Genomic DNA, 25,213 nt, shown 5'->3' with positions numbered 1-25,213 from the left:
ACCCCCGGGGGGTGGGTGGGCGGCCCCGGACCGGCCGGCGGCCCGGACGCGGGGGGAGTCGGAGGCGTCGGGTCCGGCGCAGGACAATAGACTCGCTCCGGTCACCGCGCGTCATCCCGTCGACGTCGCGGCCGGCCCACCCGCCCGCAGCAGCACAGCCACGAAGGGGGCACCGATGGCCGCCATCTCCCGCGAGGAGGTCGCGCACCTCGCGCGACTGTCGCGGCTCGCCGTCACCGAGGAGGAGCTGGACACCTTCGCCGGTCAACTGGACGTGATCCTCCAGTCGGTCGCGCAGGTCGGCGAGGTCACGGCGGCGGACATCCCGCCGACCTCCCACTCGGTGCCGCTGACCAACGTGCTCCGCGACGACGTGGTGGTGCCCGGACTGACCCCGCAGGAGGCGCTGTCGGGTGCCCCCGACGTCGCCGAGCAGCGGTTCCGCGTCCCGCGCATCCTGGACGAGGACGTGGCGTCGTGAGCGGATGTGTAGTTGACACCGGGCATGACAGGCGAACCATCGAGCCCAGTGCGCCGGCTGCCCGGGGCACCGGTGAGCGGAGCGAGGCGACGGCATGACCGACCTGACCAGAATGACCGCGACCGACCTGGCCGGGCTGGTGGCCTCGGGGGAGACCTCCGCGGTCGAGGTGGCCCGGGCCCACCTGGACCGGATCGCCGCCGTCGACGACCGGGTGCACGCGTTCCTGCACGTCGACACCGAGGGGGCGCTGGCCGCCGCCCGCGCCGTCGACGAGCGCCGGGCCGCCGGTGAGCAGCTCGGGCCGCTGGCCGGGGTGCCCGTGGCCGTGAAGGATGTGCTCACCACGAAGGGCGTGCCGACCACCGTCGGCTCGAAGATCCTCGAAGGCTGGCGTCCGCCGTACGACGCGACGATCGTGCAGCGGCTGCGCGACGCGGGCACGGTGATGCTCGGCAAGACCAACATGGACGAGTTCGCGATGGGCTCCTCCACCGAGTACTCGGCGTACGGCCCGACGCACAACCCGTGGGACACCGACCGGATCCCGGGCGGCTCGGGTGGGGGCAGCGCCGCCGCGCTGGCCGCGTACGAGGCCCCGCTGGCCATCGGCTCCGACACCGGCGGTTCGATCCGCCAGCCCGGCGCGGTGACCGGCACCGTCGGCGCGAAGCCCACCTACGGCGGCACCTCCCGGTACGGCCTGGTCGCGTTCTCCTCCTCGCTGGACACCCCCGGCCCGTGCGCCCGGACCGTGCTCGACGCGGCGCTGCTGCACCAGGTCATCGGCGGGCACGACCCGCGCGACTCCACCTCCATCCCGCAGCCGGTGCCGGACGTGGTGGCCGCCGCGAAGCTCGGTGCGACGGGCGACCTGACCGGGGTGAAGCTCGGCATCGTCAAGGAGTTCACCGGTGAGGGCGCGGAGCCGGGTGTGATGGCCGCGTTCCGCGAGTCGGTGGACACCCTGGCCAAGCTGGGTGCCGAGATCGTCGAGGTGTCCTGCCCGCACTTCCGGTACGCGCTGCCGGCGTACTACCTGATCGCGCCGAGCGAGTGCTCCTCCAACCTGGCCCGGTTCGACGGGGTCCGGTTCGGTCTGCGGGTCGGTGACGACGGCAACCGGTCGCTGGAGGAGGTCATGTCGCTGACCCGGGAGGCCGGTTTCGGCGCCGAGGTCAAGCGCCGGATCATGGTCGGCACGTACGCGCTGTCGTCGGGCTACTACGACGCCTACTACGGGCAGGCGCAGAAGGTCCGTACCCTGATCACCCGCGACTTCACCACGGCGTTCGAGCAGGTCGACGCGCTGATCTCGCCCACCACGCCGTTCGTGGCGTTCCCGATCGGGGCGCGCACCGCCGACCCGTACCAGATGTACCTGGCGGACCTGTTCACCATCCCGACGAACCTGTACGGCGGGCCGGGCATCTCGGTGCCGTGCGGCCTGTCCGAGGGGCTGCCCGTCGGTCTGCAGGTGATGGCCCCGACGATGGCCGACGACCGGATGTACCGGGTCGCCGCCGCGCTGGAGTCCGTGGTCGGCACGTTCACCCCACCGGCACTGTGAGGCTGGAGTTCAGATGACGACGACACTGCCCGCGTACGACGAGGTCGTTGCGCGTTACGAGCCGGTGATCGGCCTGGAGACCCACGTCGAGCTGGGCACGAACACCAAGATGTTCTGCGGCTGCCCGACCGACTTCGGTGGCGAGCCCAACACCCGGGTCTGCCCGGTGTGCCTGGGCCTGCCCGGCTCGCTGCCGGTGGCCAACAAGGCGGCGATCGAGGCGACCATCCGGATCGGCCTGGCGCTGAACTGCTCCATCGCGCAGTGGTGCCGGTTCGCCCGGAAGAACTACTTCTACCCGGACATGCCGAAGGACTTCCAGATCAGCCAGTACGACGAGCCGCTGTGCTCCGACGGCTACCTGGACGTCGAGGTCGACGGCGAGTTGGTGCGCATCGGCATCGAGCGGGTGCACCTGGAGGAGGACACCGGCAAGACGCTGCACGTCGGCGGGGCCACCGGTCGCATCCACGGCGCGACCGAGTCGCTCGTCGACTACAACCGGGCCGGCATCCCGCTGGTGGAGATCGTCACCAAGCCGGTCCCCGGCACCGGTGCGCTCGCCCCCGAGGTCGCCAAGGCGTACGTGACCGAGCTGCGGGACGTGCTGCGCTCGCTGGGCGTCTCCGACGTCCGGATGGAGGAGGGGTCGCTGCGCTGCGACGTCAACACCTCCCTCAACCTGCCGGGGCAGGAGTGGGGCACCCGCACCGAGACCAAGAACGTCAACTCGTTGCGGTCGGTGGAGCGGGCGGTCCGCTCGGAGATCCTGCGCCAAGCGTCGGTGCTCGACGCGGGTGGCCGGATCACCCAGGAGACCCGGCACTTCCACGAGGACACCGGGGACACCACGCCGGGCCGGTCCAAGGAGACCGCCACCGACTACCGGTACTTCCCGGAGCCGGACCTGGTGCCGCTCGCCCCGGACACCGCCTGGGTGGCCGAGCTGAAGGCGGCCCTGCCGGAGCTGCCCCGGCTGCACCGTCGCCGGCTCCAGGAGCAGTGGGGCCTGTCCGACCTCGACATGCAGTCGGTGCTCAACGCCGGTGCGGTCGAGCTGATCGAGGCGACCGTGGCGGCCGGCACCACCCCGGCGGCGGCCCGCAAGTGGTGGCTTGGTGAGCTGTCCCGCCGGGCCAACGAGACGGGTGTCGAGCTGGCCGACATCGGGGCCACCCCGGCGCAGGTGGCCGAGCTGCAGGGGCTGGTCGACGCGGGCAAGCTCAACGACAAGCTGGCCCGGACGGTGCTGGAGGGCGTGGTCGACGGCGAGGGATCGCCCACCGAGATCATGACCAACCGGGGTCTGGAGGTGGTCTCCGACACCGGCGCGCTCACCGCCGCCGTCGACGAGGCGATCGCCGCCAACCCGGGCATCGCCGACAAGATCCGCAGCGGCAAGGTCGCGGCGGCCGGCGCGCTGGTCGGCGCGGTGATGAAGGCCACCCGTGGCCAGGCCGACGCCAAGACCCTCCGTGATCTGATCCTGGAGCGCCTCGGCGTCCAGGGCTGACCCGAGCGGGCCGGAGCCGAGGCTTCCCGCCCGCGACCGGCGAGGGCCGCCGTCGTGACCCGACGGTGGCCCTCACCCCTTCCCCCGGGGTACGCGCGCGACCCGCGCGACCCCCCACCGAGGGCGTCAACGGCGACGCCCGGATGGAGTTGCCGTGAACGAGCACGACCTCGACGTCCTCGACGAGATCCAGCGGCGGGTGCTGTGGCTCGCCACCCGGATCGTGGACGCGGCCAACCACGACCGGGACACCGGCGACGGGGTGAAGGTCGGCGGGCACCAGGCGTCGAGTGCCTCCCTGGTCACCGCGATGACCGCGCTGTGGTTCGCCCACCTGGACGCCGAGGACCGGGTGGCGGTCAAGCCGCACGCCTCCCCGGTGTTCCACGCGATCCAGTACCTGCTGGGCAACCTGGACCGGTCGTATCTGACGAGGCTGCGGGCGCGGGGTGGGCTGCAGTCGTACCCGTCGCGGACCAAGGATCCGGACGCGGTGGACTTCTCCACCGGCTCCGTCGGGTTGGGCGCGGCGGCCCCGCTGTTCGCCGCGGTGACCCGCCGCTACGTCGACGCCCACTTCGGGGCCCGCCCGCACTCCCGGTTCGTCGCGTTGATCGGCGACGCCGAACTCGACGAGGGCAACATCTGGGAGGCGGTCGCCGACCCGGCCACCACCGGTCTGGGCAACGTGATGTGGCTCGTCGACTTCAACCGGCAGTCGCTGGACCGGGTGGTGCCCGGCATCCGGATCGACCAGTGGCGCGGGCAGTTCGAGGCCGCCGGCTGGCACGTCGTCGAGGTCAAGTACGGCCGCCGGCTCGCGCAGGCGTACGCCCGGCCGGGTGGGGCGGCGCTGCGTGACTGGATCGACCGGATGCCCAACGAGCAGTACCAGTCGCTGTTCGGGCTGACCGGGCCGGCGCTGCGGCAACAGTTCCTGGACGGCGCGCCCGACGGCATCGCCGGGTTCATCGCCGACCTGACCGACGAGGAGTTGGCCCCGCTCGTCACCGATCTGGGCGGGCACGACCTGGCGGCGATGCTCGACGCGTACGCTCAGTGCGACGCGGTGACCGACCGGCCCAGCGTCGTCTTCGCGTACACCGTCAAGGGGTGGGGGTTGCCGATCGCCGGCAACCCGCGCAACCATTCGGCGTTGCTGTCCACCGCGCAGGTCGACGCGCTGCGGGCGGAGCACGGGCTGACCGCCGCGACGGAGTGGGACCGGCTCGACCCGGCGAGCCCGGCCGGCATCCGGGCCGGCGCGCGCCGGGAGGCGCTGGCCCGCGCTCCCCGGCACCGGTCGCTGGGGGTCACCGTCCCGGAGACCACCGGGGTACGCACCCACAAGCCGGTCTCCACCCAGGAGGTCTTCGGCCGGGTGTTGGTGGAGCTGGCCCGGGACCCGCAGGTGGCGCCCTACCTGGTCACCACGGCGCCGGACGTGGCGACCTCCACCAACCTGGCCGGGTTCATCAACAAGACCGGGGTGTTCGCCCCGACGGAGCGGCGGTCCTGGTCGCAGGACCGGATGCTGCGCTGGACGGAGAGCCCCGCCGGGCAGCACATCGAGCTGGGCATCTCCGAGATGAACCTGTTCCTGCTGCTGGGCCAGCTCGGCCTGTCCTGGGACCTGTCCGGGCAGCCGCTGCTGCCGGTCGGCACGGTCTACGACCCGTTCGTGCTGCGCGGGCTGGACGCGTTCCTCTACGGCACCTACTCGGGTTCCCGGTTCGTGGTGGCCGGCACCCCGTCGGGGGTCACCCTGGCCCCGGAGGGCGGTGCCCACCAGTCCACCATCACCGCCTCCGTCGGCCTGGAACTGCCCGGCGTCACCTTCTGCGAACCGGCCTACGCCACCAGCCTCGACTGGCTGCTCTGCGACGCGCTCGGGCAGATCGCGCAGGGTTCGGCGCCGGCCGCCACCGCGGCGCCCACCGAGGACGGGGCGTACTACTTCCGGTTGAGCACCCGCCCGCTGGACCAGACGCCGTTCGAGGCGGCCCGGGCCCGCCTCGGCGACGCGGTGCTGCGCCGGCAGGTGGTCGCCGGGGCGTACCGGCTGGTGGACGCGCACCAGGCGTACCCGCAGCTGGCCGACGCGCCGGTGGTGACCCTGGCCGCCTCCGGGGCGGTGCTGCCGGAGACGCTGGCCGCCGCCGCTGAGCTTGCCGAGGAGGGCATCGCCGCGCACGTGGTCGACGTGACCAGCCTGGACCGGCTCTACCGAGCCTGGCAGCGCACCCTGCGCCAGGGCGTGCGTACGGCGACCGTGCCGAGCGTGCCGGGGGCGTTGCGGGCGGCCTTCGGGGACCGTGCCCCGCTGGTGACCGTGCACGACGCCGCCTCGCATGCGATGGCCTGGCTCGGCTCGGCGCTCGGGGTGCCGGCGGTGCCGCTGGGGGTGGACGAGTTCGGCCAGTCCGGCAGCGTCCGCGAGCTGTACGAGCTGCACGACCTGCTCCCCGGCAGCATCGTCAACGCCGCCCTGGCCGCCCTGTCGTTGCGCTGACCGCTGCGCCGCCTCTCCCTCCCTGCCCCGCCTGGTCTACCTGGCCTGGCCTGGTCTACCTGGCCTGCTCTGCCCGGCCTGGTCTGCCCGGCCCGGCCCGTCGCGGTCGACGACGTGGTCCTGGGCGTGCCGGGACGGGCAGGTGGGTGAGCCGGTGGTGGCTGCCGTGCCACGGACCTCGCCGTCGCACCCATGCGCGGCGCTGGCGCGGGCGTGACACTCTGCCCGGCGCCGGCGTCGTGCCCCGCCATCCACCGGCGGAACGCGTCGCTGATCTGATCACTCTCCGTTCCTTTCGTGACTCGTGCTGGTTGTGGTCACCCTCAGTGTTTGACGCGGCAGGTCCCATGACTCAGGTACGCATCCTTTGCTCTGCTGCCATGGAGGCGACAAGGTGTTGGTCAGGGGAAGTGTCGATGACTGTCGGCGGCGTCGAGCTTCGGCGTCATAACGCACGGTGACTGTCGCCGTCGGGGCAGCAGAGCAAAGTCTCCGAGTGTGGGTAGGCGGGTGCGGCGCGGAGGTCACCTTCGGTGACGTCGGGCGGAGGGTGGGCCCCGGTGACGCGGGCGCAGCCGCGAGTCCCGGCCCGACGGTCGAGGCGCAGCCACGGCCGCCGGCTCTGCGCTGCCGGCCACGCATGGGCCGCCTGCCCGCCGCCCTGGCCGCCCTGCCGTTGCGCTGACCGCAGGCGGATCAGCCGGTCGGGCTGGGGGTCGGCGAGGTGGGGGTCGGCGAGGTCGGGGTCGGGCCGGTCCCGGAGGGGGACGGGGACTCCGAGCCGCCCCGGGTCGGGGTGGGGGTGACCGGGACGTCGGCGCCCTTCGCCGGATCGCGGATCACGTGCCGTTCCAGGTTCACCTGGGCCTGCCCGGTGCCGCCGACGGTGATGTCGTCGTAGGCCTGGAGCAGCTTCTGCTGGTCGAAGTAGAGCACCGACATCGACAGCGGAGTCGGCTTCTCACCCTCCAGGCCACGCAGCCCGGCACCACCGGTCGAGCCCTCCACCATCAGCTGGGTCGGCTGCTGGCCGTCCACCTGCGGCAGCTTCGAGATCTGCCGGGCGTGGGTGTGCCCGGCCAGCACCAGCGGGCAGGTGCCCGAGAGAGGACCGGCCGAGGCCGGATCGTGCACCAGCGCGATGTTCACCGGTCGCGGCGAGTCGCGGACCGTGGTGGCGAGCGTCTCGCCGGCCCCGATCACCTGGTTGGCGACCTGCGCGGTGAGCCCGCTGCCGGCCGGGGAGGTCTCCTTGTCCGGGGTGAACCGGGGGTCGCCGATGCCGGCGATGGTCAGGCCGGCGACGGTGGTGGTCGAGTTGTTCAGCACGACCGCGTTCGGTTGCCGGGCCACCGCCGCCGCCGTCCGGGGTGAGTCGTGGTTGCCCCGGATGTAGACGTACGGCTTCTTGAGCAGCCCGATCGAGCCGACGTACGACGCCTCGGGTTCGCTGCCCCAGTCGGTCAGGTCGCCGGTGTCGATCACCACGTCGATGCCGAACTGCTCGACCACGGTGCGGATGAGCTGCCAGCCCGTCGGGTTGAGGTGCATGTCGGACACGTGCAGCACCCGGGTGGTGCCCGGCGCCGGTTCGTACACCGGGAGCGCCGAGACGGTGGTGTAGAGCTGGCTGACGTTGCCGACCAGCCGCTGCAACTGCTCGGCGTAGCGGCTGTAGTCGTTGGCGATCCGCCGCGCGTCACCGACGATCGCCGGGGCGTTGACGAGCAGGCCCTCGTAGCGGGGCTCCTCGATGGCCTGCGGGCGGACGGTGCCGGCCGCCAGGCCGAGGCTGCCGGCGGTGACCACCAGGGCCACCCCGCCGGCCCAGGCGGTCCGCCGGGTGTCCCGGAAGACCAACGCGGCCAGCAGCAGGGTGACCAGCACGGCCGCCCCGAGGGTACGCAGACCGAGCCGTAGCACCCCGTTGCGGACGTCGGTCACCGCCGACTGGCTGGCCCGGCTGATGCTGGCCGGGTCGTCGATCAACGCCTCGGTCTTGCGCTGGTCCAGCGCGCCGAGCCCGACCGTCAGGTGGGTGGGGCCCTGGTGACTGTCGAGCTGGAGCGCGCCCAGCGGGGGGATGTCGACGGTGGTGCCGCCCCGCACCGCCGGGGCGAGGGTCAGGTCGGCGCGGAACGGGCCGATGTCGGTGCTGACCCGGCCACCGGCGAACACGCCGATGACCGTCCCGGTCAGGGCGACCAGCAGCACCGCCAGCACCACGCCGGCCCGTCGGGCCCGGGTCGACCGCAGGGCCGACCACCAGGTCCGCCAGCGTCGCTCACGCCGGGCGGGGAGATCCCTCTCCCCGGCTCCGCGTTGCTCGTTCTCCTGACCGCCCATGATGAGATTCTGACCTGCCCCGTGAAAGATCTTGGCAAACCCGACAGACGGGTGGCCGATCCGCCCGGTACCTGCCCGGCTGTCCGGCCCGTCGGCGTGTCGTCAGCTCCGGCCGGCCCCGCCGTCGGCGAAGACCAGTCGCAGCAGCCGGTCGTCCTCCGGGGTCGGCTGACCCCGCCCGTCGTGGTTGGAGGTGGAGACCCAGAGCGAACCGTCCGGGGCGGCGGCTACCGCCCGCAACCGACCGTACTTCTCGGTGAGCAGTTCCCGGGGCGCGCCGAGCACCGTGCCGGCGTCGGTCAGCTCCACCAGCCAGATCCGCTCGCCGCGCAGGCAGGCGGCGGCCAGCAGCCGACCCGTGGCCGCCAGACCCGAGCAGGACGCCTCGTCGGTGCCCCACTGCACGACCGGATCGACGAACCTGCCGTCGCCGGCCTGCCCCTCCACCGTCGGCCAGCCGTAGTTCGCGCCCTTGTCGATCTTGTTGATCTCGTCCCAGGTGTTCTGCCCGAACTCGGTGGCGTACATCCGTTTCCCGGCGTCCCAGGCCAGACCCTGCACGTTACGGTGCCCCAGCGACCAGACCGGCGAGCCGGGGAACGGGTTACCCGCCGCCGGCTTGCCGTCCGGGGTGATCCGCAGGATCTTGCCGGCCAGGCTGGCCTTGTCCTGGGCGGCGCCCCGGTCACCGGCGTCGCCGGTGCTGACGTAGAGCTGCCCGTCCGGGCCGAACGCCAACCCGCCGCCGTTGTGGTTGCCGGACTTCGGGATGCCCGTCAGGACCGGCGTCGGGGTGCCGCCCAACGTCAGCCGGGCCACCCGGTTGTCCTGCTCGGTGGTGTAGTAGACGAAGACCGTCCGGTCCTGCGCGTACGCCGGGGAGACGGCGATGCCGAGCAGGCCCGCCTCGCCGGACGCGGCCACCCCCGGCACGGTCTGCGCCGGGGTGACGGTCAACCCCCGTGGCCCCGACTCGGGCCCGACCTTGAGGATCCTGCCGCTGTCCCGCTCGGTGACCAGCGCCGCCCCGTCGGGCAGGAAGGCGATGCCCCACGGCACCCGCAGCCCCTTCGCGAGCACCGTGGCCACCACCTGCTGCTCGGGGGTGTTCGCCGACGCCGACGGGGTCGGCAGGTTGGGGGGCTCACCGGCCGGATCGGGCTCCGGCGGGCCGAAACTGCACCCGCTCAGCAGCAGCGCGGCACCGGAGGCCGCCAGGGCCGCGCGGACCCGGACGGTGCGGGGGTACGGGAGACGGGCGCTCACCCGCCCCAGCCTAGCCCGCGAATCCCGGTCGGCCGGGCCACCGGGGACGGCGCACCGGCCGGTGACCGCCTCAGCGGGCCCGCAGGGCCAGCAGCGCCACGTCGTCCTCGCGCCGGTGACCGGTGCTGAGCAGCAGGTCACACAGGTCGGCGGCGGGGCGGGTGCCGGCGGCCGCGACCCGGGCGCACAACTGGGCCATCCCCTCGTCGATCGACTGGTCCCGCCGCTCCACCAGCCCGTCGGTGTAGAGCAGCAGGGTGTCCCCGGGGGCGAGCAGCACCCGTGCCCCGGTGCGCGGGGTCGGCCGGGTCAGCCCCAGCAGCGGCTCCCACCGGCCGTCGAGCAGCCGTACCGTGCCGTCGGCGGTGACCAGCAGCGGCGCGGGATGACCGGCGTTGCACCAGGTGACCGCCACCCCGCCCGGGACCGGCCGCAGCCGGGCCAGCACCGCCGTGGCGGCGGTCGGGATGCGCAGGCCCGAGATGGTGGCGTCCAACCGCCGCATCAGCTCCTCGACCGGGTCGTCCCGGCCGAACGCGTTGCCCCGCACCAGGTTGCGCAGCTGCCCCATGGTCGCGGCGGCCTCGATGTCGTGGCCGGCGACGTCGCCGATCGCCGCCACCAGGTCGCCGTCGGGCTGGACGAAGGCGTCATACCAGTCGCCGCCCACCTCCACCCGGTCGGCGGCCGGCTGGTAGCGGGCCGCCAGCTCCATCCACGGGCTCTGCGGCAACTGCGGCAACATGCTGTGCTGCAGCACCTCGGCGACGTGCCGCTGCTCGCCGTGGATCCAGCCGTTACCGACCGCCTGCCCGGCGCGGCGGCCGATCTCCAGCGCGGTGCCCAGGTCGTCGTCGTCGAAGGCCCGCCGGCCGGGGCCGTTGACCAGGGTCACCGCGCCCATGATCGTGCCCCGGCCCGGGGCCGGCACCGGCACGGTCAGGTGCGAGGCGAAACCCAGCCGTTCGGCGAGGTCCACCAGTTCCGGGGCGTCGCTGGCCCACCGGACCTCGTCCAGGTCGGCCACGCCGCGCAGCACCGGCTGGCCCGTCCGTAGCACCGTCCGGGTGACCGAGGCGGGGCCGAGCCGGCGCAGCGCGACCTCGCCGAACCGGGTGATGTCGGCAGCGCGGGCCGGGTCGCGGTGCACGGCGGTCACCCAGCGGGGCGCGCCGCCCTGGTCGATCAGGGTCACCATCGCCCAGTCGGCCAGCCGGGGCACCACCGCGTCGGCCAGCCGCCCCACCGCCGTCTCCACGTCGAGCGTGCCGGTCAGCTCCTCGCTGAGCGAGGCGAGCAGGTTCAGCCGTTCGTGTGCCTGCTCGACCAGCCGGCGGGCCGCCTCGGCCGCGTCCAGCGCGATCCGCAGCCGCAGCTCCGAGGAGCAGGCCGCCGCCAGGTCGGCAAGCGTCCGTAGCTGCGCCTTCGTCCAGGCCCGGGGCTTGCTGTCGATCGCGCACAGCGAGCCGAGCACCCGGCCGTCCAGGTCGGTCAGCGGCATCCCGGCGTACGCGACGACGCCCAGCTCCGGCACGGCCAGGTTGTCCCGCACCCGGGGGTAGAGGCGGGCGTCCGGCAGCACCAGCGGGATCTCGGTGTCGATCACGTGCTGGCAGAACGAGTGGCTCAGCGGGGTCTGCCGGCGGGCGGCCCACGGCTCGGGTAGCCCGACCGCGCCGGGGAAGAACTGCCGGGTCTCGGTGACCAGCGAGACCAGCGCCACCGGCACGTCGAGCAGGTCGCTGACCAGCCGGGCGAACCGGTCGAACGCCTCGTCCGGTGTGGCGTCCAGGCCGGTCTCGGTCAGCGACCGCAGTCGGGCCGGATCGGCCAGCGCGGCGATGTCCAGGTCCGGCCCTGCGGTGCGCTCGGTCATCGACCACCTGTCTGCCGTGATGGGGAGGACACCGTTCGGCGTTCCGACCCCCGGTTATACCCGTCCCGCCCGACCGTCACCCGTGGCCGTGGGCGTCGTCGCCCGGTACGGCGTCGTCCCCCGGCCCGTCGGCGGCCCCCGCCCGCCGGAGGGCTATCGTCGGCACGCGTGAAGGTATGGATTCCGCACCCCGAAGGGGTCGAGCTGCTCGGTGCCGTCCCGGCCGGTGTCACGGTACAGCCGTGGACCGACCCCGCGAATCCGCCCGGCGACCCGGCCGACGTCCGGTTCTGGGTGCCGCCGTTCCTGGCCGGGGTGGACACCACGGCGATGCTGGACCGGCTGCCCGACGTGGCGGTGGTGCAGCTGCTCTCCGCCGGGGCGGACGCCTGGACGGGCCGGGTGCCCGCCGGGGTCACCCTCTGCGACGCCCGGGGGGTGCACGACGCCGGTACCGCCGAGTGGGTGGTCACCGCGATCCTCGCCCAGCTACGCGGTTTTCCCGAGCTGGCCCGCGCCCAGGCCCGCCGGGAATGGGCGTACGACCGGGTCGCGCCGACCGACGAGCTGACCGGTAAGCGGGTGCTGATCGTGGGGGCCGGGTCGATCGGCGCGGCGGTCCGGGCCCGGCTGGCCCCGTTCGACGTCACCTTCACCCTGGTCGCCCGGACCGCCCGGCCGGACGAGGGGGTGCACGCGGTGACCGAGCTGCCGCGCCTGCTGCCGGAGGCCGACGTGGTGGTGCTGCTGGTGCCGCTGACCGATGCCACCCGGGGGCTGGTCGACGCCGCGTTCCTGGCTGCCATGCCGGACGGGGCGCTGCTGGTCAACGCCGCCCGGGGCCCGGTGGCGGACACGGCGGCGCTGGTCGAGGAGCTGACGTCGGGGCGGCTGCGGGCGGCGTTGGACGTGACCGACCCGGAGCCGCTGCCGGCCGACCATCCGCTCTGGGAGCTGCCGAACGTGCTGCTCACCCCGCACGTGGCCGGTTCGGTACGCGGGCTGCTGCCCCGGGCGTACCGGCTGGTGGGGGAGCAGGTGCGCCGGTTCGTCGCCGGATCATCGCTGGTCAACACGGTGGTCGACGGCTACTGACCCGGGCGGGGCCGACCTGCCGGCGGGGGTGTCCCGGCTCAGCGTGCGTCCGGTAGGGCCTGCCCGGTGACCGCGACCAGCCGGGGCAGATCGATGCCCCGGACGGCGGGCAGTGGCAGCTGGTGTCCGTCGGTGAGCCGGACGACGGCCCGGCCGCGCGGGTCGGTGGCCAGCTCGACGACCTGCTCCCAGGGGATGCGCCGGCCCCCGGCGAGCGCCCGCAGCCGCAGCTCGCGCGGGTCGGCGTCGGTACCGGAGCGCCAGGCCCAGACCGCGACGGTCAGCGGGACCAGCAGCACCGGCAGCAGGTACCACCGGGCGGCGGCCAGGGGCAGCGCGCCGATGGTGGCGATGACGGCCGCGACCAGGATGGCCTGGTTGTGCCGGAAGCGGATGGTGTCGGCGCGACTCACCCCCCGATGATTCCACCCGGGGCCGGGGCGGCACCGGGCGGGCGGCGGACCGGCCGCGACCGGTGCTATCCGGTGATGTAGGTCACGACCGGAGGGCATAACCGGGAGGATGGTGCCTCGTTGAACCGCTAACCCTCCGCCGCACCGCGCCGTGTCCCCCTCACGAAGGTGACCGCCGTGACCGTCGCCCGCCCCCTCCGCTGTCCACCGTCCGCACCCGTGGTGCTGACCCTGCTGGTCGCGTTCCTCCTCGTCGCCGCCGCCCTGGTCGACGCCGTCGCGCCGCTGGCCGCCACCACCATGGCCGGCGCGGGCGGCTGTGCCGTGGCCGCCGCCCGGCTGCTCCGCCTCACCGCCAGCGACGGGCCGGACCGTCGCGTCCGGCGTCGCCGGGCCGCCGTCCTGCTCACCGTCGCGGCGGCCGTGGTCGGGACGACCGTGGCGGTGTTACCGCTGGCACCGGCGTTCCACCGGGCCGAGGTCGCGGCGGTCGGGCTCGGCGCGGCCACGCTCGTCTACGCGCTCGGCCTGCTCCTGCTGCCCGGCCACTCCCGGCTGACGCCCCGGGCCCGGTGGCGGCGCGGCGTCGACATTGTCGGCCTCGGCACCGCCCTGCTCTTCGCCGGTTGGGTGCTGGTCCCGCCCGGCCCGGTGCCCCCGGTGGTCCGGGTGGTCACCGTCGTGGGCGCGGGTGTCCTGGCCGGGCTGCTGGTGGGCGCGCTGGCCGGGCACCGTCGCCACCCCGGTGCGGCCCGGTGCCGGCTCGGCGTGGCGGCGGTCCTGCTCGGCCTGGCCGACCTGGTGGTGCTGCTGGCCTACCGGGCCCCCTCGGCGGCCCTGCCGACCGCGGTGCCGCTGCTGGTCGGCGGGGCCCTGCTGACGGCTGCCGGGATGACCCGGGCCGCGGCGGGCGACCCGGCGGTGCCGACCGGCCCGTCGCCGGCCTGGCCCCGGGTGACCGCACCGGCGGCGGTGGCGACGGTGGCGGCGGCCGGCCACCTGGCGTTCGTCGGCGGCTTCACCCCGACCGCCGTCCTGCTGGGGCTGGCGGTGATCCCGCCGCTGGTGGCCCGGGAGTTCATCTCCGTCACCGACCAGCGGCGGTGGGCCGGGCGGCTGGCCGCCCGCGAGGCGTACTTCCGCACGCTGGTCGCCGGGGGTCGTGACCTGGTCCTCGTCCTCGACGACGAGTTGCGGGTGCGCTGGCTCTCGGCGGCCGGGGAGCGCTGGTTCGGGCTGCGTCAGGAGGCGGTGTGCGGGCGGCCGCTGGCCGACCTGCTGCATCCGGACGACGCGCCGGGCGTCCTGACCCGGCTGGCCGGGCGGCCGGGCAACGCCGTCGCGCCGCTGCATGGCGATGCCGCCGCGCTGCTGCCGGGCGATGCCGCCGCGCCGCTGCCGGGCGATGCCGCCGTGCCACTGTCGGGCGACCCCGCCGTGCCGCTCCTGGTGGCCCGGATGCGGACCGGTGACGGCGGCTGGCGGGAGACCGAGTCGACGGTGAGCGACCAGCGGACCGTGCCGGAGGTGGCCGCGGTGGTGCTGAACGTCCGCGACGTCGGTGACCGTCGCCGGCCGGAGCGTGGGCGGCCCCGGGGCGCGGCCACCGACCCGCTCACCGGCATGTCCACCCGGCGGGAGCTGCTGCGGGTGCTCGACGAACGGGGCGGCACCCCCGGCGCGCTGCTCCTGCTCGACGTGCACGGGCTCGGCCCGGCGCGGGACGCCGCCGGCCCGGACCCGCTCCTGGCCGCCACCGCCCGCCGGCTGCGCGACGTGGTCGGCCCCCGGGACCTGGTCGCCCGGTTGTCCGGGGAGGAGTTCGCGGTGGTCACCGACGCCGGCCCGGTCCCGGCGTACGCGTTGGGCGAGCGGCTGCTGGCCGCGTTGACCGAGCCGTGCCCGGTGCCGACCGGGATGGCCCGGCTCCGGGTCGGCGTGGGCCTGACCGAGCTGGCCGCGACGTCGCCGCAGGACGCGGTGCGCCAGGCCGACCTGGCGCGTCGCCGGGCCGTCCAGCTCGGCCGCAACCGGGTCGAGTGGTACGACGCCTGCCTGGAGGAGGAGCTGGTCCGCCGGCTGGACCTGGAACGGGAGCTGCCCGGGGCGGCGGACCGGGGCGAGCTGGACCTGGTCTACCAGCCGGTGCTGGCGCTGGCCGACCGCCGACCGGCCGGCATCGAGGCGTTGCTGCGCTGGCGCAGCCCGGTGCTGGGCACCGTGCTGCCGGCCGAGTTCCTGCCGGTCGCCGAGGATCTCGGTCTGCTGGGGGAGCTGGGCCGGTGGGTGCTCGACCGGGCCTGCCGGCAGCTCGCCGACTGGTCGGTCGGCGGTCGGGAGCTGTGGCTGGCGGTCAACGTCACCCTCGCCGAGCTGTTGGCGCCGGATCTGGTGCCCCGGGTGGCGGCGGTGCTGGCCGGGCACGGCGTCCCGGCGGAGCGGCTGGTGCTGGAGATCGCCGAGTCGCGGCTCGGGGCCGACCTGCCCACGGTGGTCGCCCGGCTGGCCGGCCTGCGGTCGCTGGGGGTACGCACCGCGTTGGACAGCTTCCGGGCGGAGCACGCCTCCCTGGCCCAGCTGCGTCGGCTGCCGATCGACCTGTTGAAGGTGCAACCCCGACCGGTCGACCCAGACGAGGACTCCCGCCCGTTGATCGACGTGGTGGTGGGGTTGGGGGAGCGGCTGGGGGTGACCGTGGTGATGGCCGAGCTGGAGTCGGAGCCGGACGTGGCGCGGGCCACCCGGGCCGGCTGCCGGTACGGGCAGGGGTTCGCGTTGGCGCGTCCGGCCACCGCCGAGCGGGTCGAGGCGTACTTCGCGGAGTTTCCGACGACGTCCCGCTGACGGTCAGGTCAGGTCGGGTCGGGATGAACCGGTTCACCTCACCCGGGGCGGCGCGGTGCTGCCCCGCGGGGTCAGGTGCGCCGTCTCGTCCTGGAGCCCGCGCACCGGTTCACCGGCGATGACGGCGAGCAACTGCCGGGCGGCGTGCGCGCCGTAGGCGGGGATGTCCCGGCCGAGCGCGGTCAGCGGCGGGTGCACCAGTTGGCACAGCGGGGAGTCGTCCCAGGCCACGATGGACAGGTCGGTGGGGACGCCGAGGCCCATCTCCTGGGCCACCGCGAGCCCGGCGATCGCCATCACGTCGTTGTCGTAGATCACCGCGGTGGGGCGTCGGGCGGAGCTGAGCAGCCGCCGGGTGGCGCGCGCCCCCTCCTCGCCGGTGTAGTCCGACCACACGGTCGCCGCGTCGGTGAGCCCGAGCCGGCCGCACACCTCGGCGAAGGCGTCGGTACGGATCTCGGTGTGCAGCAGCGACGGCAGCCCGCCGATCCGGGCGATCTTGCGGTGGCCGAGGGCGACCAGGTACTCCACCGCCTCGGCGAGCGCCGCCGCGTCGTCCGACCAGACGTGGGCCAGCGTGCCGGTGTGCCTCGGCCCGCCGATCACCACGGCGGGCAGTTGCAGCTCCTCCAGGGCGGGCACCCGGATGTCGTCGGTCCGCAGGTCGCAGACGAGGACCCCGTCGACCCGCCGTTCGGCCCACCACCGGCGGTAGACCGCGATCTCCGCCTCCTGGTCGGCCACCACCTGCAGGGTCAGCGCGTACGACCGGGCGGAGAGTTCGGCCTCGACGCCGCTGATCAGCTCCATGAAGAACGGTTCGATGCCGAGTATCCGGGCCGGTCGGCACAGGGCCAGGCCGACGGCGTTGGCAGTGGCGCCGGAGAGCGCGCGGGCGGCGCTGCTCGGGCTGAATCCGATCTCGGTGGCGATCGCCAGGATGCGTTGCCGGGTGGCTTCCGAGACGCCCGGCTGCCCGTTGAGCGCGTACGACACCGCGCCCTTGGACACTCCGGCGCGTCGGGCGACGTCGGCGATGGTCGGCCGCTTCACCGGCGGTTTCCTCCACTTCTCGCGGCCTGGGCAGGCCGTTCTCGGGCCGGGGTCGCCGGCGGTCCTCACGCTACCGGTGCCCGGTCGGGCGGTCGTCCCCGGCCGTGGCCGGTCCCGATCGACGTGGGCGGCTGGTTCGCTTGCTCGGTTAAGTGTGCCGTTCACGCCGGGCGGGGGGCGTCCCTTCCGCCTGCTGGAAGGGCCCGCTGAGCGCGTCGGCAGGGCGTTCGGGGCAGGTCCCGTTACCGGCCGGGGGCGCTGTTAACCGGCCGTTGACAGTGCCCGGGGTGGGTCGTACGGTGGCCTGACTTATCCGGTTCAGTCGACGTTCCTCGATGTGTGGAGCGTTCCACAAGCGTGCGCGGAGGATGAGATGACACGGTCCTGGACCCGCTGGGCCCGCGCGGCGGCGGTCGGCGTCGTCAGCCTGACGCTGGTCGCGGCGTGCAGCGGTAGGAGCACCACCGGCTCGGGCGGTGGCGGCCAGGTCACCCTGAAGATCAATTTCTGGGGCGACTTCGGTCTCCAGGACCTCAAGACCCGTTACGAGGCCGACCACCCCAACATCAAGATCCAACTCAACTCGGGCGAGTACAACGCCCAGCACGAGGATCTCCAGAAGAAACTCGTCGCCGGCTCCGGAGCAGCCGACATCGCCGCCATCGACGAGGGCTTCATGGTCCAGTTCCGCAGCCAGTCCGACAAGTTCGTCAACCTGCTCGACAAGGGCGCCGGCTCGTACGAGAGCAAGTACCTGCCGTGGAAGTGGAAGCAGTCGCTGTCGGCGGACGGCAAGACCCAGATCGGCCTCGGCACGGACGTCGGCGGCCTGGCCATGTGCTACCGCACCGACCTGTTCGCCGCCGCCGGGCTGCCCACCGACCGCGACCAGGTCTCCGCCCTCTGGCCCACCTGGGACAGGTTCATCCAGGTCGGCCAGGACTACACCGGCCGGACGAAGAAGAAGTTCCTCGACTCCGGCACCAACCTGTTCAACCCGATCCTGGGCCAGCAGCCCGTCGGCTTCTACGACGAACAGGAACAGCTCCAGATGGAGCAGGGGCCGAAGGTCGCCTTCGACTACACGATCAGGGCGGTCCAGGCCGGTCTCTCGGCCAACCTGGCCAGCTTCCAGGCCGACTGGGACAAGGGCTTCACCGCCGGCTCGTTCGCCGTCCTCGCCTGCCCGGCGTGGATGCTCGGCCACATCAAGGACACCGCGCCCGGCACCCAGGGCAAGTGGGACATCGCCGCGGTGCCCGGCGGCGGCGGCAACTGGGGCGGCTCGTTCCTCACCATCCCCAAGCAGGGCAGGCACGTCGACGAGGCGTATGAGCTGCTGGAGTGGCTGGTCCAGCCGGAGCAGCAGATCGAGATCTTCAAGAAGGTCGGCAACCTGCCCTCGCAGCCGGCGCTCTACGCCGACCCGGCGATCGCCGAGTTCAAGAACCCGTTCTTCCACGACGCGCCGGTCGGGCAGATCTTCCCGAAGATGGCGCAGGGGCTGACCCCGCAGTACCTGGGCAGGAGGAACGGCCCGACCCGGGTGGCCGTGGAGAACGTCATCAACCGGGTGCAGAACGGAACCCTGAAGCCGGACGCCGCCTGGGCCGAGGCGGTCAAGGAGGCGGAGAAGGCCCGCACCTCCTGACCGTACGCCGCCCGCCCCCGTACCGTCCCCGGCCCTGGAGGGTGCCCCGTGTCCACCACCCGTGCCGTGCCGCCGTCGAGTCACCGCACCGGTCCGGAGCGTGCCGCCTCCGGGGCCGGCGACCGGTCGCCCGGCTGGCGTGACCGGCTGTACCGGTTCGACCTGCGCTACCTGCCCTACCTGATGGTCGCGCCGTTCTTCCTGCTGTTCGGCGTCTTCGGGCTCTTCCCGCTGCTGTTCAACGGGGTCGTCGCGCTGCGCAACTACCGGCTCGACGACCCCACCCTGCCCTACTGGGCCGGGTTCGCGAACTTCACCCGGCTGTTCGGCGACGAGGATTTCTGGAACGCGCTCTACAACACGTTCGGCATCTTCCTGCTCTCCTCGGTGCCGCAACTGCTGCTGGCGCTGGTGGTCGCCTCGCTGCTCAACCGCAAACTGCGGGCGCAGACCTGGTGGCGGGTCGGGGTGCTGCTGCCGTACGTCACCCCGATCGTGGCCTCGACGATGGTGTTCAGCGCCTTCTTCTCCCGCAGCTTCGGGATGGCGAACTGGCTGCTCGCCGAGGTGGGCATCGGTGGGACGGGGGACGCGGCGATCGACTGGCGGGCCGACAAGCCGCACGCCTGGATCGCCATCGCCACGATGGTCAACTGGAAGTGGATCGGCTACAACGCCCTGCTCTACCTGGCCGCCATGCAGTCCATCCCGCGCGACGTCTACGAGGCGTCGGCGATCGACGGGGCCGGCCCGTGGCGGCAGCTCTGGCGGATCACCGTGCCGATGATCCAGCCGGTGATCGTGTTCACGGTGGTGCTGTCCACCATCGGCGGGCTGCAACTGTTCACCGAGCCGATGCTGTTCGACCTCAACGCGCAGGCAGCCACCGGCGGGCCGAACGGCGAGTGGCAGACCATCGCCCAGCTCATCTACAAGGTCGGCTGGAAGGACCTCAACCTCGGCTACGCCGCCGCGATGTCCTGGGCGCTGTTCCTGATCATCCTGCTGGTCACCGGCCTCAACACCCTGCTCACCAACCGCCTGTCGGGGGGTCGCCGGTGAGCGCCGTCGCCCCGCCGCGACCCACCGCGCCGGTCCGCAGACGGCGCCGGCCCGCCCTGCTGGGTCGCGCGCCGCAGGACACCCCCGCCGGCCTCGGCACGTACCTGCTGCTGTCGTTGACCTTCCTGTTCGCCGCCTTCCCGCTGTACTGGATGTTCGTCATCGCCACCAGCGACGACGAGGCGCTGGCGAAGCTGCCCCCGGCGGTCGTGCCCGGCGACCGGTTCCTGGCCAACCTGGAGGAGGTCTTCTCCCTCCAGGACGTCTACTTCGCCGCCTCCCTGGTCAACAGCGTCATCGTGTCGACCGTGGTGACCGCCTCGGTGCTGTTCTTCTGCTCGCTGGCCGGGTTCGCCTTCGCCAAGCTGCGGTTCCGGGGCAGCAACGCGCTGATGCTGTTCGTCGTGCTCACCCTCACCGTGCCCAACCAGCTCGGCATCGTCGCGCTCTACATCGTGATGGGCAGGCTCGGCTGGAACGGCACTCTGCTGGCGGTGATCGCGCCGGGCCTGGTCACCGCGTTCGGGGTGTTCTACATGCGGCAGTTCATCGTCAACAGCGTCCCCGACGAGCTGGTCGAGTCGGCCCGGGTCGACGGGGCGACCACCATGCGGATCTACCGCAGCATCGCGCTGCCGGCGATCCGCCCGGCCCTGGCGGTGCTGGGCCTGCTCACCTTCGTGGCCACCTGGAACGACTTCCAGTGGCCGCTGATCACGCTCAGCGGCACCGACTACCCGACCTCGATGGTGGCCGTCTCCGATCTGGCGAGCGGCAACTACGTCATCTACCGTCGGGTGCTCGCGGGGGCGTTCATCGCCACGGTCCCGCTGCTGGTGATGCTCTTCGTCGGCGGCCGGCAGATCGTCCGGGGAATCATGGAAGGCGCGGTGAAGTCGTGAACCGTCAGGCGTTGCACGAGGGATGGCAGTTGCGCGCGGTGTCCGGGCCGCAGGTGCCCGACGCCGTCGCCGGCCGGGCGGTGCCCGCCACCGTGCCGGGCTGCGTGCACACCGACCTGCTCGCCGCCGGCCTGATCGACGACCCCTACCTCGACGCCAACGAGACGACGCTGGCCTGGATCGGCCGCACCGACTGGGAGTACGCGACCACGTTCGTGCACCGGCCCGGCGACGACGACCGGGTCGAGCTGGTCTGCGCCGGGCTGGACACGGTCGCCACGGTCACCCTCAACGGCGTCGAGGTCGGCCGCACCGCCAACATGCACCGGTCGTACCGGTTCGACGTGGCCCCGGCGCTGCGGCCGGGGGAGAACACCCTCGCCGTCCGGTTCGCCTCGGCGTACCGCTACGCCGAGGCGCAGCGGGACCGGCTCGGCGACCGGCCCAACGCCTACCCGGAGCCGTTCCCGTTCATCCGCAAGATGGCCTGCAACTTCGGCTGGGACTGGGGGCCGACGCTGGTCACCGCCGGGATCTGGCAGGAGATCGGGCTGCACGCCTGGTCGACCGCCCGGCTCGGCACCGTCCGTCCACTGGTGACGGTCGTCGACGGGCGGGGCCGGGTGGAGCTGCACGTCGCGGTGGAGCGGGCGACGGACACGCCGCTGACCGTCCGCGCCGAGGTCGCCGGGGTGACCGGCGAGGCGACCGTCGCGGCCGGGCAGCGCACGGCCGTGCTGACGCTCACCGTCGCCGACCCCGAGCTGTGGTGGCCCCGGGGGTACGGCGCACAGCCCCTGCACCCGCTGACGGTGACCCTGGCGACGGCCGACGGTCGCCCGCTGGACACCTGGTCGCAGCGGATCGGCTTCCGCTCGGTACGCCTGGACACCACCCCCGACGCCCACGGCACCCCGTTCACCCTGCACGTCAACGACGTGCCGGTGCTGGTCCGGGGGGTCAACTGGATCCCCGACGACGCGTTCCCCACCCGGATCACCCGGGACCGGCTGGCCCAGCGGTTCACCCAGGCCGCCGACGCCAACGTCAACCTGCTGCGGGTCTGGGGCGGCGGCCGGTACGAGTCGACCGACTTCTACTCCCTCGCCGACGAGTACGGCCTGCTGGTGCAGCAGGACTTCCTGTTCGCCTGCGCGGCCTACCCGGAGGAGGAGCCGTTCGGCGGCGAGGTCGAGGCGGAGGCGCGCGAGCAGGTGACCCGGCTGGCCGGGCACCCGTCGCTGGTGCTGTGGACCGGCAACAACGAGAACATCTGGGGCTGGCACGACTGGGACTGGCAGGAGCCGCTGGCCGGCCGCACCTGGGGGCGGGGCTTCTATCTCGACCTGCTGCCCCGGGTGGTGGGCGAGCTGGACCCGACCCGCCCGTACTGGCCGGGCAGCCCGTGGTCGGGCGACGAGGCGGTCCACCCCAACGACCCGGCGCACGGCACCACGCACATCTGGGACGTCTGGAACACCGACGACTACACGAAGTACCGCGAGTACGTCCCCCGGTTCGTCGCCGAGTTCGGCTACCAGGCGCCCCCGGCGTACGCGACGCTGCGCCGGGCGTTGTCCGACGATCCGCTCGCGCCCGACTCGCCGGGGATGGCCCACCACCAGAAGGCCGCCGACGGGGACGCCAAGCTGCGCCGTGGCCTCGACGCGCACCTGCCCGCCCCGGTCGACTTCGACGACTGGCACTACCTGACCCAGCTCAACCAGGCGCGGGCCATCCAGCTGGGGGTGGAACACTTCCGGTCGCACCGGGACGTCTGCTCCGGCACCATCGTCTGGCAGCTCAACGACTGCTGGCCGGTCACCTCCTGGTCGGCCGTCGACGGCGACGGGCGCCGCAAACCCCTGTGGTACGCGCTGCGCCGGGCGTACGCCGACCGGCTGCTCACCGTCCAGCCCCGCGACGGTGGGCTGGTGCTGGTCGCGGTGAACGAGACCGGCACCCCGTGGCGGGCCCCGCTGACGGTGACCCTGTCCACCCTGACCGGCGAGCCGAAGGCGAAGACGTCGTACCCGCTCGACGTGCCGGCGTACGCGGCGGTGACGGTGCCGCTGCCGGCGGACCTGGCGGTGGCCGAGGAGGAACGCCGGGAGCTGCTGGTCGCCGAGGCCGGGGACACCGCCGAGCGGGCCCTGTGGTTCTTCGCCGAGGACCGGGACGCGCACTGGCCGGCGGCCCGCTTCGACGCGACGGTGGAGGCGGTCGACGGCGGTCAGCGGGTCCGGGTCACCGCGCGGACCGTGCTGCGGGACCTGACGCTCTTCCCGGACCGGCTCGATCCGGCCGCCGAGGTGGACACCGCGCTGGTCACCCTGCTGCCGGGGGAGTCGGTCACGTTCACGGTGCGTTCCGGTACGCCGCTGGACCCGGCGGCGTTGACCACCCGGCCGGTGTTGCGCTGCGTCAACGACCTGGTCGGCGACGCGACCGGGACCCCGGCGGGCTGACCGACGGGTCGCCGCCCCGCGCCGGCCGGTGGCCTCCCGGCCGGCGCGGGGCGGGCCGCCCCTTGACAGCCCCGATCCGATCAGCGAGGGTCGATGCGTTCCGGGTGCGGCGGCGCGCTCCTTCCCCTCGCTCGAAGGGCAGCCGTGATGTCGTCCGCGCTCACTCGCCGGCACCTGTTCCGCCTCGGCGGGGCCACCCTCGTCGTCGCCGCCGGCACCGGTCTCGGCCTGCCCGCCCTGGCCGCCGGCACCGTCACCGTCGACCTGGTGGTCTACGGCGCGACCTCGGCCGGCATCATGGCCGCCGTGCAGATGCGCCGGCTCGGCGGCACCGCCGTGATCGTCGAACCGGGCCGCCACGTCGGCGGGCTCACCACCGGCGGGCTCGGCTACACCGACAGCGGGACCAGCGCCGCCATCGGTGGCCTCGCCGGGGAGTTCTACCGCCGGGTGTACGCCCGCTACCACGGCACCCCGGTCACCCCCGACTCGCCGATGCGGCTGGTATTCGAGCCGCACGTGGCCGCCGGGGTCCTCGACGACCTGCTCACCGAGCACGCGGTCCCGGTCTACCTGGACGCCCCGCTGGCCACGGTCGCGCGGGCCGGCGACCGGATCACCGGGCTGGTCACCGAACACGGGCAACTCTTCACCGGCCCGATGTTCGTCGACGCGACGTACGAGGGTGACCTGATGGCCGCCGCCGGGGTGTCGTACACCGTCGGCCGGGAGGCCAACACCGCGTACGGCGAGACCATCAACGGGGTGCAGTTGCGCGGGGAACACCAGTTCACCAGGCCGGTCGACCCGTACGTGGTGCCGGGTGACCCGGCCAGCGGGCTGCTTCCCGGCATCTCCGCCGCTCCGGTCGCGCGCAACGGCACCGGCGACGAGCGGATCCAGGCGTACAACTTCCGGATGTGCCTGACCCAGGCCGCCGGCCGGGTCCCGTTCCCGCAGCCGGCCGGCTACGACCCGGCCGACTACGAACTGCTGCTGCGGTACGTGCAGGCCGGCTACACCGGGCCGTTCTTCACCACCCAGAGCGTCGGCGGCGGCAAGACCGACTCGAACAACACCGGGGCGTTCTCCACCGACTTCATCGCCGCGAACCACGCCTACCCGACGGCGACCCGGGCGCAGCGGGACAGCCTGACCGCCGACCACCTGACGTACCAGCAGGGGCTGATGTGGTTCCTGGCCAACGACCCCCGGCTGCCGGCATCGGTGCGGTCCGGGGTCGCCGGCTGGGGCCTGGCCGCCGACGAGTTCACCGCCACCGGCAACTGGCCCCCGCAGCTCTACGTCCGGGAGGCCCGCCGGATGGTGTCGGCGTACGTGATGACCGAGCGGGACTGCCGGGGCACCGTGCGGGCCGCCGACTCGATCGGGTTGGCCAGCTACACCATGGACTCGCACAACTGCCAGCGGGTGGTGGTCGACGGGCTGGTCAAGAACGAGGGGGACGTGCAGGTCGGGGTGCCCGGCCCGTACCCGGTCAGCTACCGGTCGGTCGTGCCCGCCGCCGGGCAGTGCGCCAACCTGTTCGTGCCGGTCTGCCTGTCGGCCACCCACATCGCGTACGGGTCGATCCGGATGGAACCGGTCTTCATGATCCTCGCCCAGTCGGCGGCCACGGCGGCGAAACTGGCGCTCGACACGGGCGCGCCGGTGCAGCAGGTGGACGTGGCGGCCCTCCAGGCCCGGCTGCGCCGGGACGGGCAGATCCTCGCCTGGCCGCCCACCGTCGACGGCGAGATCGTGGTGGACAACCGGTCGGCCGGGGTCACCCGGGCCGGCGTCTGGGTGGGCAGCACCGCGATCGGCGGCTACTGGGGGTCGGACTACGAGCACGACGGCAACACCGGCAAGGGCGTCAACCGGCTGCGGTTCACCCCGTCCCTGCCGACGGCCGGGAGCTGGGCGGTGCACCTGCGCTGGACGGCCGACCCGAACCGGGCCGGCAACGTCCCGGTCGACGTGGTGCACGGCGGCGGGGTGACCACCCGGGTGGTCGACCAGCGCACCTCGGGCGGGCAGTGGGTGTCGCTGGGGACGTACCAGTTCCCGGCGGGTACGGCCGGCAGCGTGCTGATCCGCACCGAGGGCACCGACGGCTACGTGGTCGCCGACGCGGCCCGCTTCGTCCCGGCCTGACCCT

At 73.6% G+C, this 25,213-nt stretch carries 16 protein-coding genes; 11 read left to right on the top strand and 5 right to left on the bottom strand.

Annotation, left to right across the window (positions count from 1 at the left end):
- Positions 1–175 precede the first annotated feature (175 nt).
- From gatC to ACN265_RS24685, 4 genes are all read left to right on the top strand, one after another.
- Positions 176–481 (top strand): Asp-tRNA(Asn)/Glu-tRNA(Gln) amidotransferase subunit GatC, encoded by a 306-nt coding sequence (gene gatC, locus ACN265_RS24700; protein ID WP_088641698.1) that lies wholly within the window; start codon positions 176–178, stop codon positions 479–481.
- Positions 482–575: 94 nt separating this feature from the next.
- A complete protein-coding gene (gene gatA / locus ACN265_RS24695; RefSeq protein ID WP_421409799.1) occupies positions 576–2,051 on the top strand; it encodes an Asp-tRNA(Asn)/Glu-tRNA(Gln) amidotransferase subunit GatA in 1,476 nt (491 codons plus the stop codon).
- Between the two features lie 13 nt (positions 2,052–2,064).
- Positions 2,065–3,564 carry an Asp-tRNA(Asn)/Glu-tRNA(Gln) amidotransferase subunit GatB gene (gene gatB / locus ACN265_RS24690; RefSeq protein WP_204923725.1) on the top strand — a complete coding sequence of 500 codons (1,500 nt, stop codon included), beginning with the start codon at positions 2,065–2,067 and terminating at the stop codon, positions 3,562–3,564.
- 154 nt (positions 3,565–3,718) lie between these two features.
- Positions 3,719–6,076, top strand: coding sequence for a transketolase-like TK C-terminal-containing protein (locus ACN265_RS24685; RefSeq protein WP_204923726.1), 2,358 nt, complete (start codon positions 3,719–3,721; stop codon positions 6,074–6,076).
- A gap of 696 nt (positions 6,077–6,772) precedes the next feature.
- On the opposite strand, the gene ACN265_RS24680 is transcribed toward ACN265_RS24685, so the two are convergent.
- The 3 genes from ACN265_RS24680 to ACN265_RS24670 all read right to left on the bottom strand — a co-directional run bounded on the left by ACN265_RS24680 (position 6,773) and on the right by ACN265_RS24670 (position 11,564).
- The gene (locus tag ACN265_RS24680) at positions 6,773–8,422 is read right to left on the bottom strand and encodes a metallophosphoesterase (RefSeq protein WP_421409796.1); all 1,650 of its coding nucleotides are present in this window, start codon (positions 8,420–8,422) and stop codon (positions 6,773–6,775) included.
- A 102-nt stretch (positions 8,423–8,524) separates the two neighbouring features.
- Positions 8,525–9,688, bottom strand: coding sequence for a PQQ-dependent sugar dehydrogenase (locus tag ACN265_RS24675; RefSeq protein ID WP_420116469.1), 1,164 nt, complete (start codon positions 9,686–9,688; stop codon positions 8,525–8,527).
- A gap of 70 nt (positions 9,689–9,758) precedes the next feature.
- Positions 9,759–11,564, bottom strand: coding sequence for a GAF domain-containing SpoIIE family protein phosphatase (locus ACN265_RS24670; RefSeq protein ID WP_421409794.1), 1,806 nt, complete (start codon positions 11,562–11,564; stop codon positions 9,759–9,761).
- Positions 11,565–11,732: 168 nt separating this feature from the next.
- On the opposite strand from ACN265_RS24670, the gene ACN265_RS24665 reads away from it, so the two are divergent.
- Positions 11,733–12,659 carry a 2-hydroxyacid dehydrogenase gene (locus ACN265_RS24665; protein ID WP_421409793.1) on the top strand — a complete coding sequence of 309 codons (927 nt, stop codon included), beginning with the start codon at positions 11,733–11,735 and terminating at the stop codon, positions 12,657–12,659.
- Between the two features lie 38 nt (positions 12,660–12,697).
- Here ACN265_RS24665 and ACN265_RS24660 read toward each other — a convergent pair whose 3' ends face one another.
- Positions 12,698–13,072: a PH domain-containing protein gene (locus ACN265_RS24660; protein WP_421409791.1), complete on the bottom strand. Its 375-nt coding sequence runs from the start codon at positions 13,070–13,072 to the stop codon at positions 12,698–12,700.
- Between the two features lie 219 nt (positions 13,073–13,291).
- Here ACN265_RS24660 and ACN265_RS24655 point away from each other — a divergent pair, with 219 nt between their 5' ends.
- A complete protein-coding gene (locus ACN265_RS24655) occupies positions 13,292–15,916 on the top strand; it encodes a putative bifunctional diguanylate cyclase/phosphodiesterase (protein ID WP_421409788.1) in 2,625 nt (874 codons plus the stop codon).
- Positions 15,917–15,949: 33 nt separating this feature from the next.
- On the opposite strand, the gene ACN265_RS24650 is transcribed toward ACN265_RS24655, so the two are convergent.
- Positions 15,950–16,969, bottom strand: coding sequence for a LacI family DNA-binding transcriptional regulator (locus ACN265_RS24650; RefSeq protein ID WP_363795349.1), 1,020 nt, complete (start codon positions 16,967–16,969; stop codon positions 15,950–15,952).
- A gap of 373 nt (positions 16,970–17,342) precedes the next feature.
- Here ACN265_RS24650 and ACN265_RS24645 point away from each other — a divergent pair, with 373 nt between their 5' ends.
- The 5 genes from ACN265_RS24645 to ACN265_RS24625 all read left to right on the top strand — a co-directional run bounded on the left by ACN265_RS24645 (position 17,343) and on the right by ACN265_RS24625 (position 25,209).
- Positions 17,343–18,620 carry an ABC transporter substrate-binding protein gene (locus tag ACN265_RS24645; RefSeq protein ID WP_421409786.1) on the top strand — a complete coding sequence of 426 codons (1,278 nt, stop codon included), beginning with the start codon at positions 17,343–17,345 and terminating at the stop codon, positions 18,618–18,620.
- Positions 18,621–18,668: 48 nt separating this feature from the next.
- On the top strand, positions 18,669–19,682 hold the full coding sequence (locus ACN265_RS24640) for a carbohydrate ABC transporter permease (RefSeq protein WP_421409785.1): 1,014 nt from the start codon (positions 18,669–18,671) through the stop codon (positions 19,680–19,682).
- Between the two features lie 56 nt (positions 19,683–19,738).
- Complete coding sequence (locus ACN265_RS24635) at positions 19,739–20,584, top strand: carbohydrate ABC transporter permease (protein WP_421411610.1); 846 nt, start codon at positions 19,739–19,741, stop codon at positions 20,582–20,584.
- Positions 20,581–23,052 (top strand): glycoside hydrolase family 2 protein, encoded by a 2,472-nt coding sequence (locus ACN265_RS24630; RefSeq protein WP_421409782.1) that lies wholly within the window; start codon positions 20,581–20,583, stop codon positions 23,050–23,052. The genes ACN265_RS24635 and ACN265_RS24630 overlap by 4 nt, the downstream gene beginning before the upstream one ends.
- A 147-nt stretch (positions 23,053–23,199) precedes the next feature.
- Positions 23,200–25,209, top strand: a complete 2,010-nt coding sequence (locus ACN265_RS24625) for an FAD-dependent oxidoreductase (protein WP_421409780.1) — start codon at positions 23,200–23,202, stop codon at positions 25,207–25,209.
- Positions 25,210–25,213: the final 4 nt, after the last annotated feature.

It is taken from the genome of Micromonospora sp. WMMD730 (assembly GCF_049178955.1).
GTDB lineage: Bacteria > Actinomycetota > Actinomycetes > Mycobacteriales > Micromonosporaceae > Micromonospora > Micromonospora wenchangensis.
This window is presented reverse-complemented; position numbering and strand designations above follow the sequence as displayed.

Coding starts and splice junctions, on each gene's coding strand:
- gatC (WP_088641698.1), top strand. CDS start 176: ATGGCCGCCATCTCCCGCGAGGAGGTCGCGCACCTCGCGCGACTGTCG.
- gatA (WP_421409799.1), top strand. CDS start 576: ATGACCGACCTGACCAGAATGACCGCGACCGACCTGGCCGGGCTGGTG.
- gatB (WP_204923725.1), top strand. CDS start 2,065: ATGACGACGACACTGCCCGCGTACGACGAGGTCGTTGCGCGTTACGAG.
- ACN265_RS24680 (WP_421409796.1), bottom strand. CDS start 8,422: ATGGGCGGTCAGGAGAACGAGCAACGCGGAGCCGGGGAGAGGGATCTC.
- ACN265_RS24670 (WP_421409794.1), bottom strand. CDS start 11,564: ATGACCGAGCGCACCGCAGGGCCGGACCTGGACATCGCCGCGCTGGCC.
- ACN265_RS24645 (WP_421409786.1), top strand. CDS start 17,343: ATGACACGGTCCTGGACCCGCTGGGCCCGCGCGGCGGCGGTCGGCGTC.
- ACN265_RS24625 (WP_421409780.1), top strand. CDS start 23,200: ATGTCGTCCGCGCTCACTCGCCGGCACCTGTTCCGCCTCGGCGGGGCC.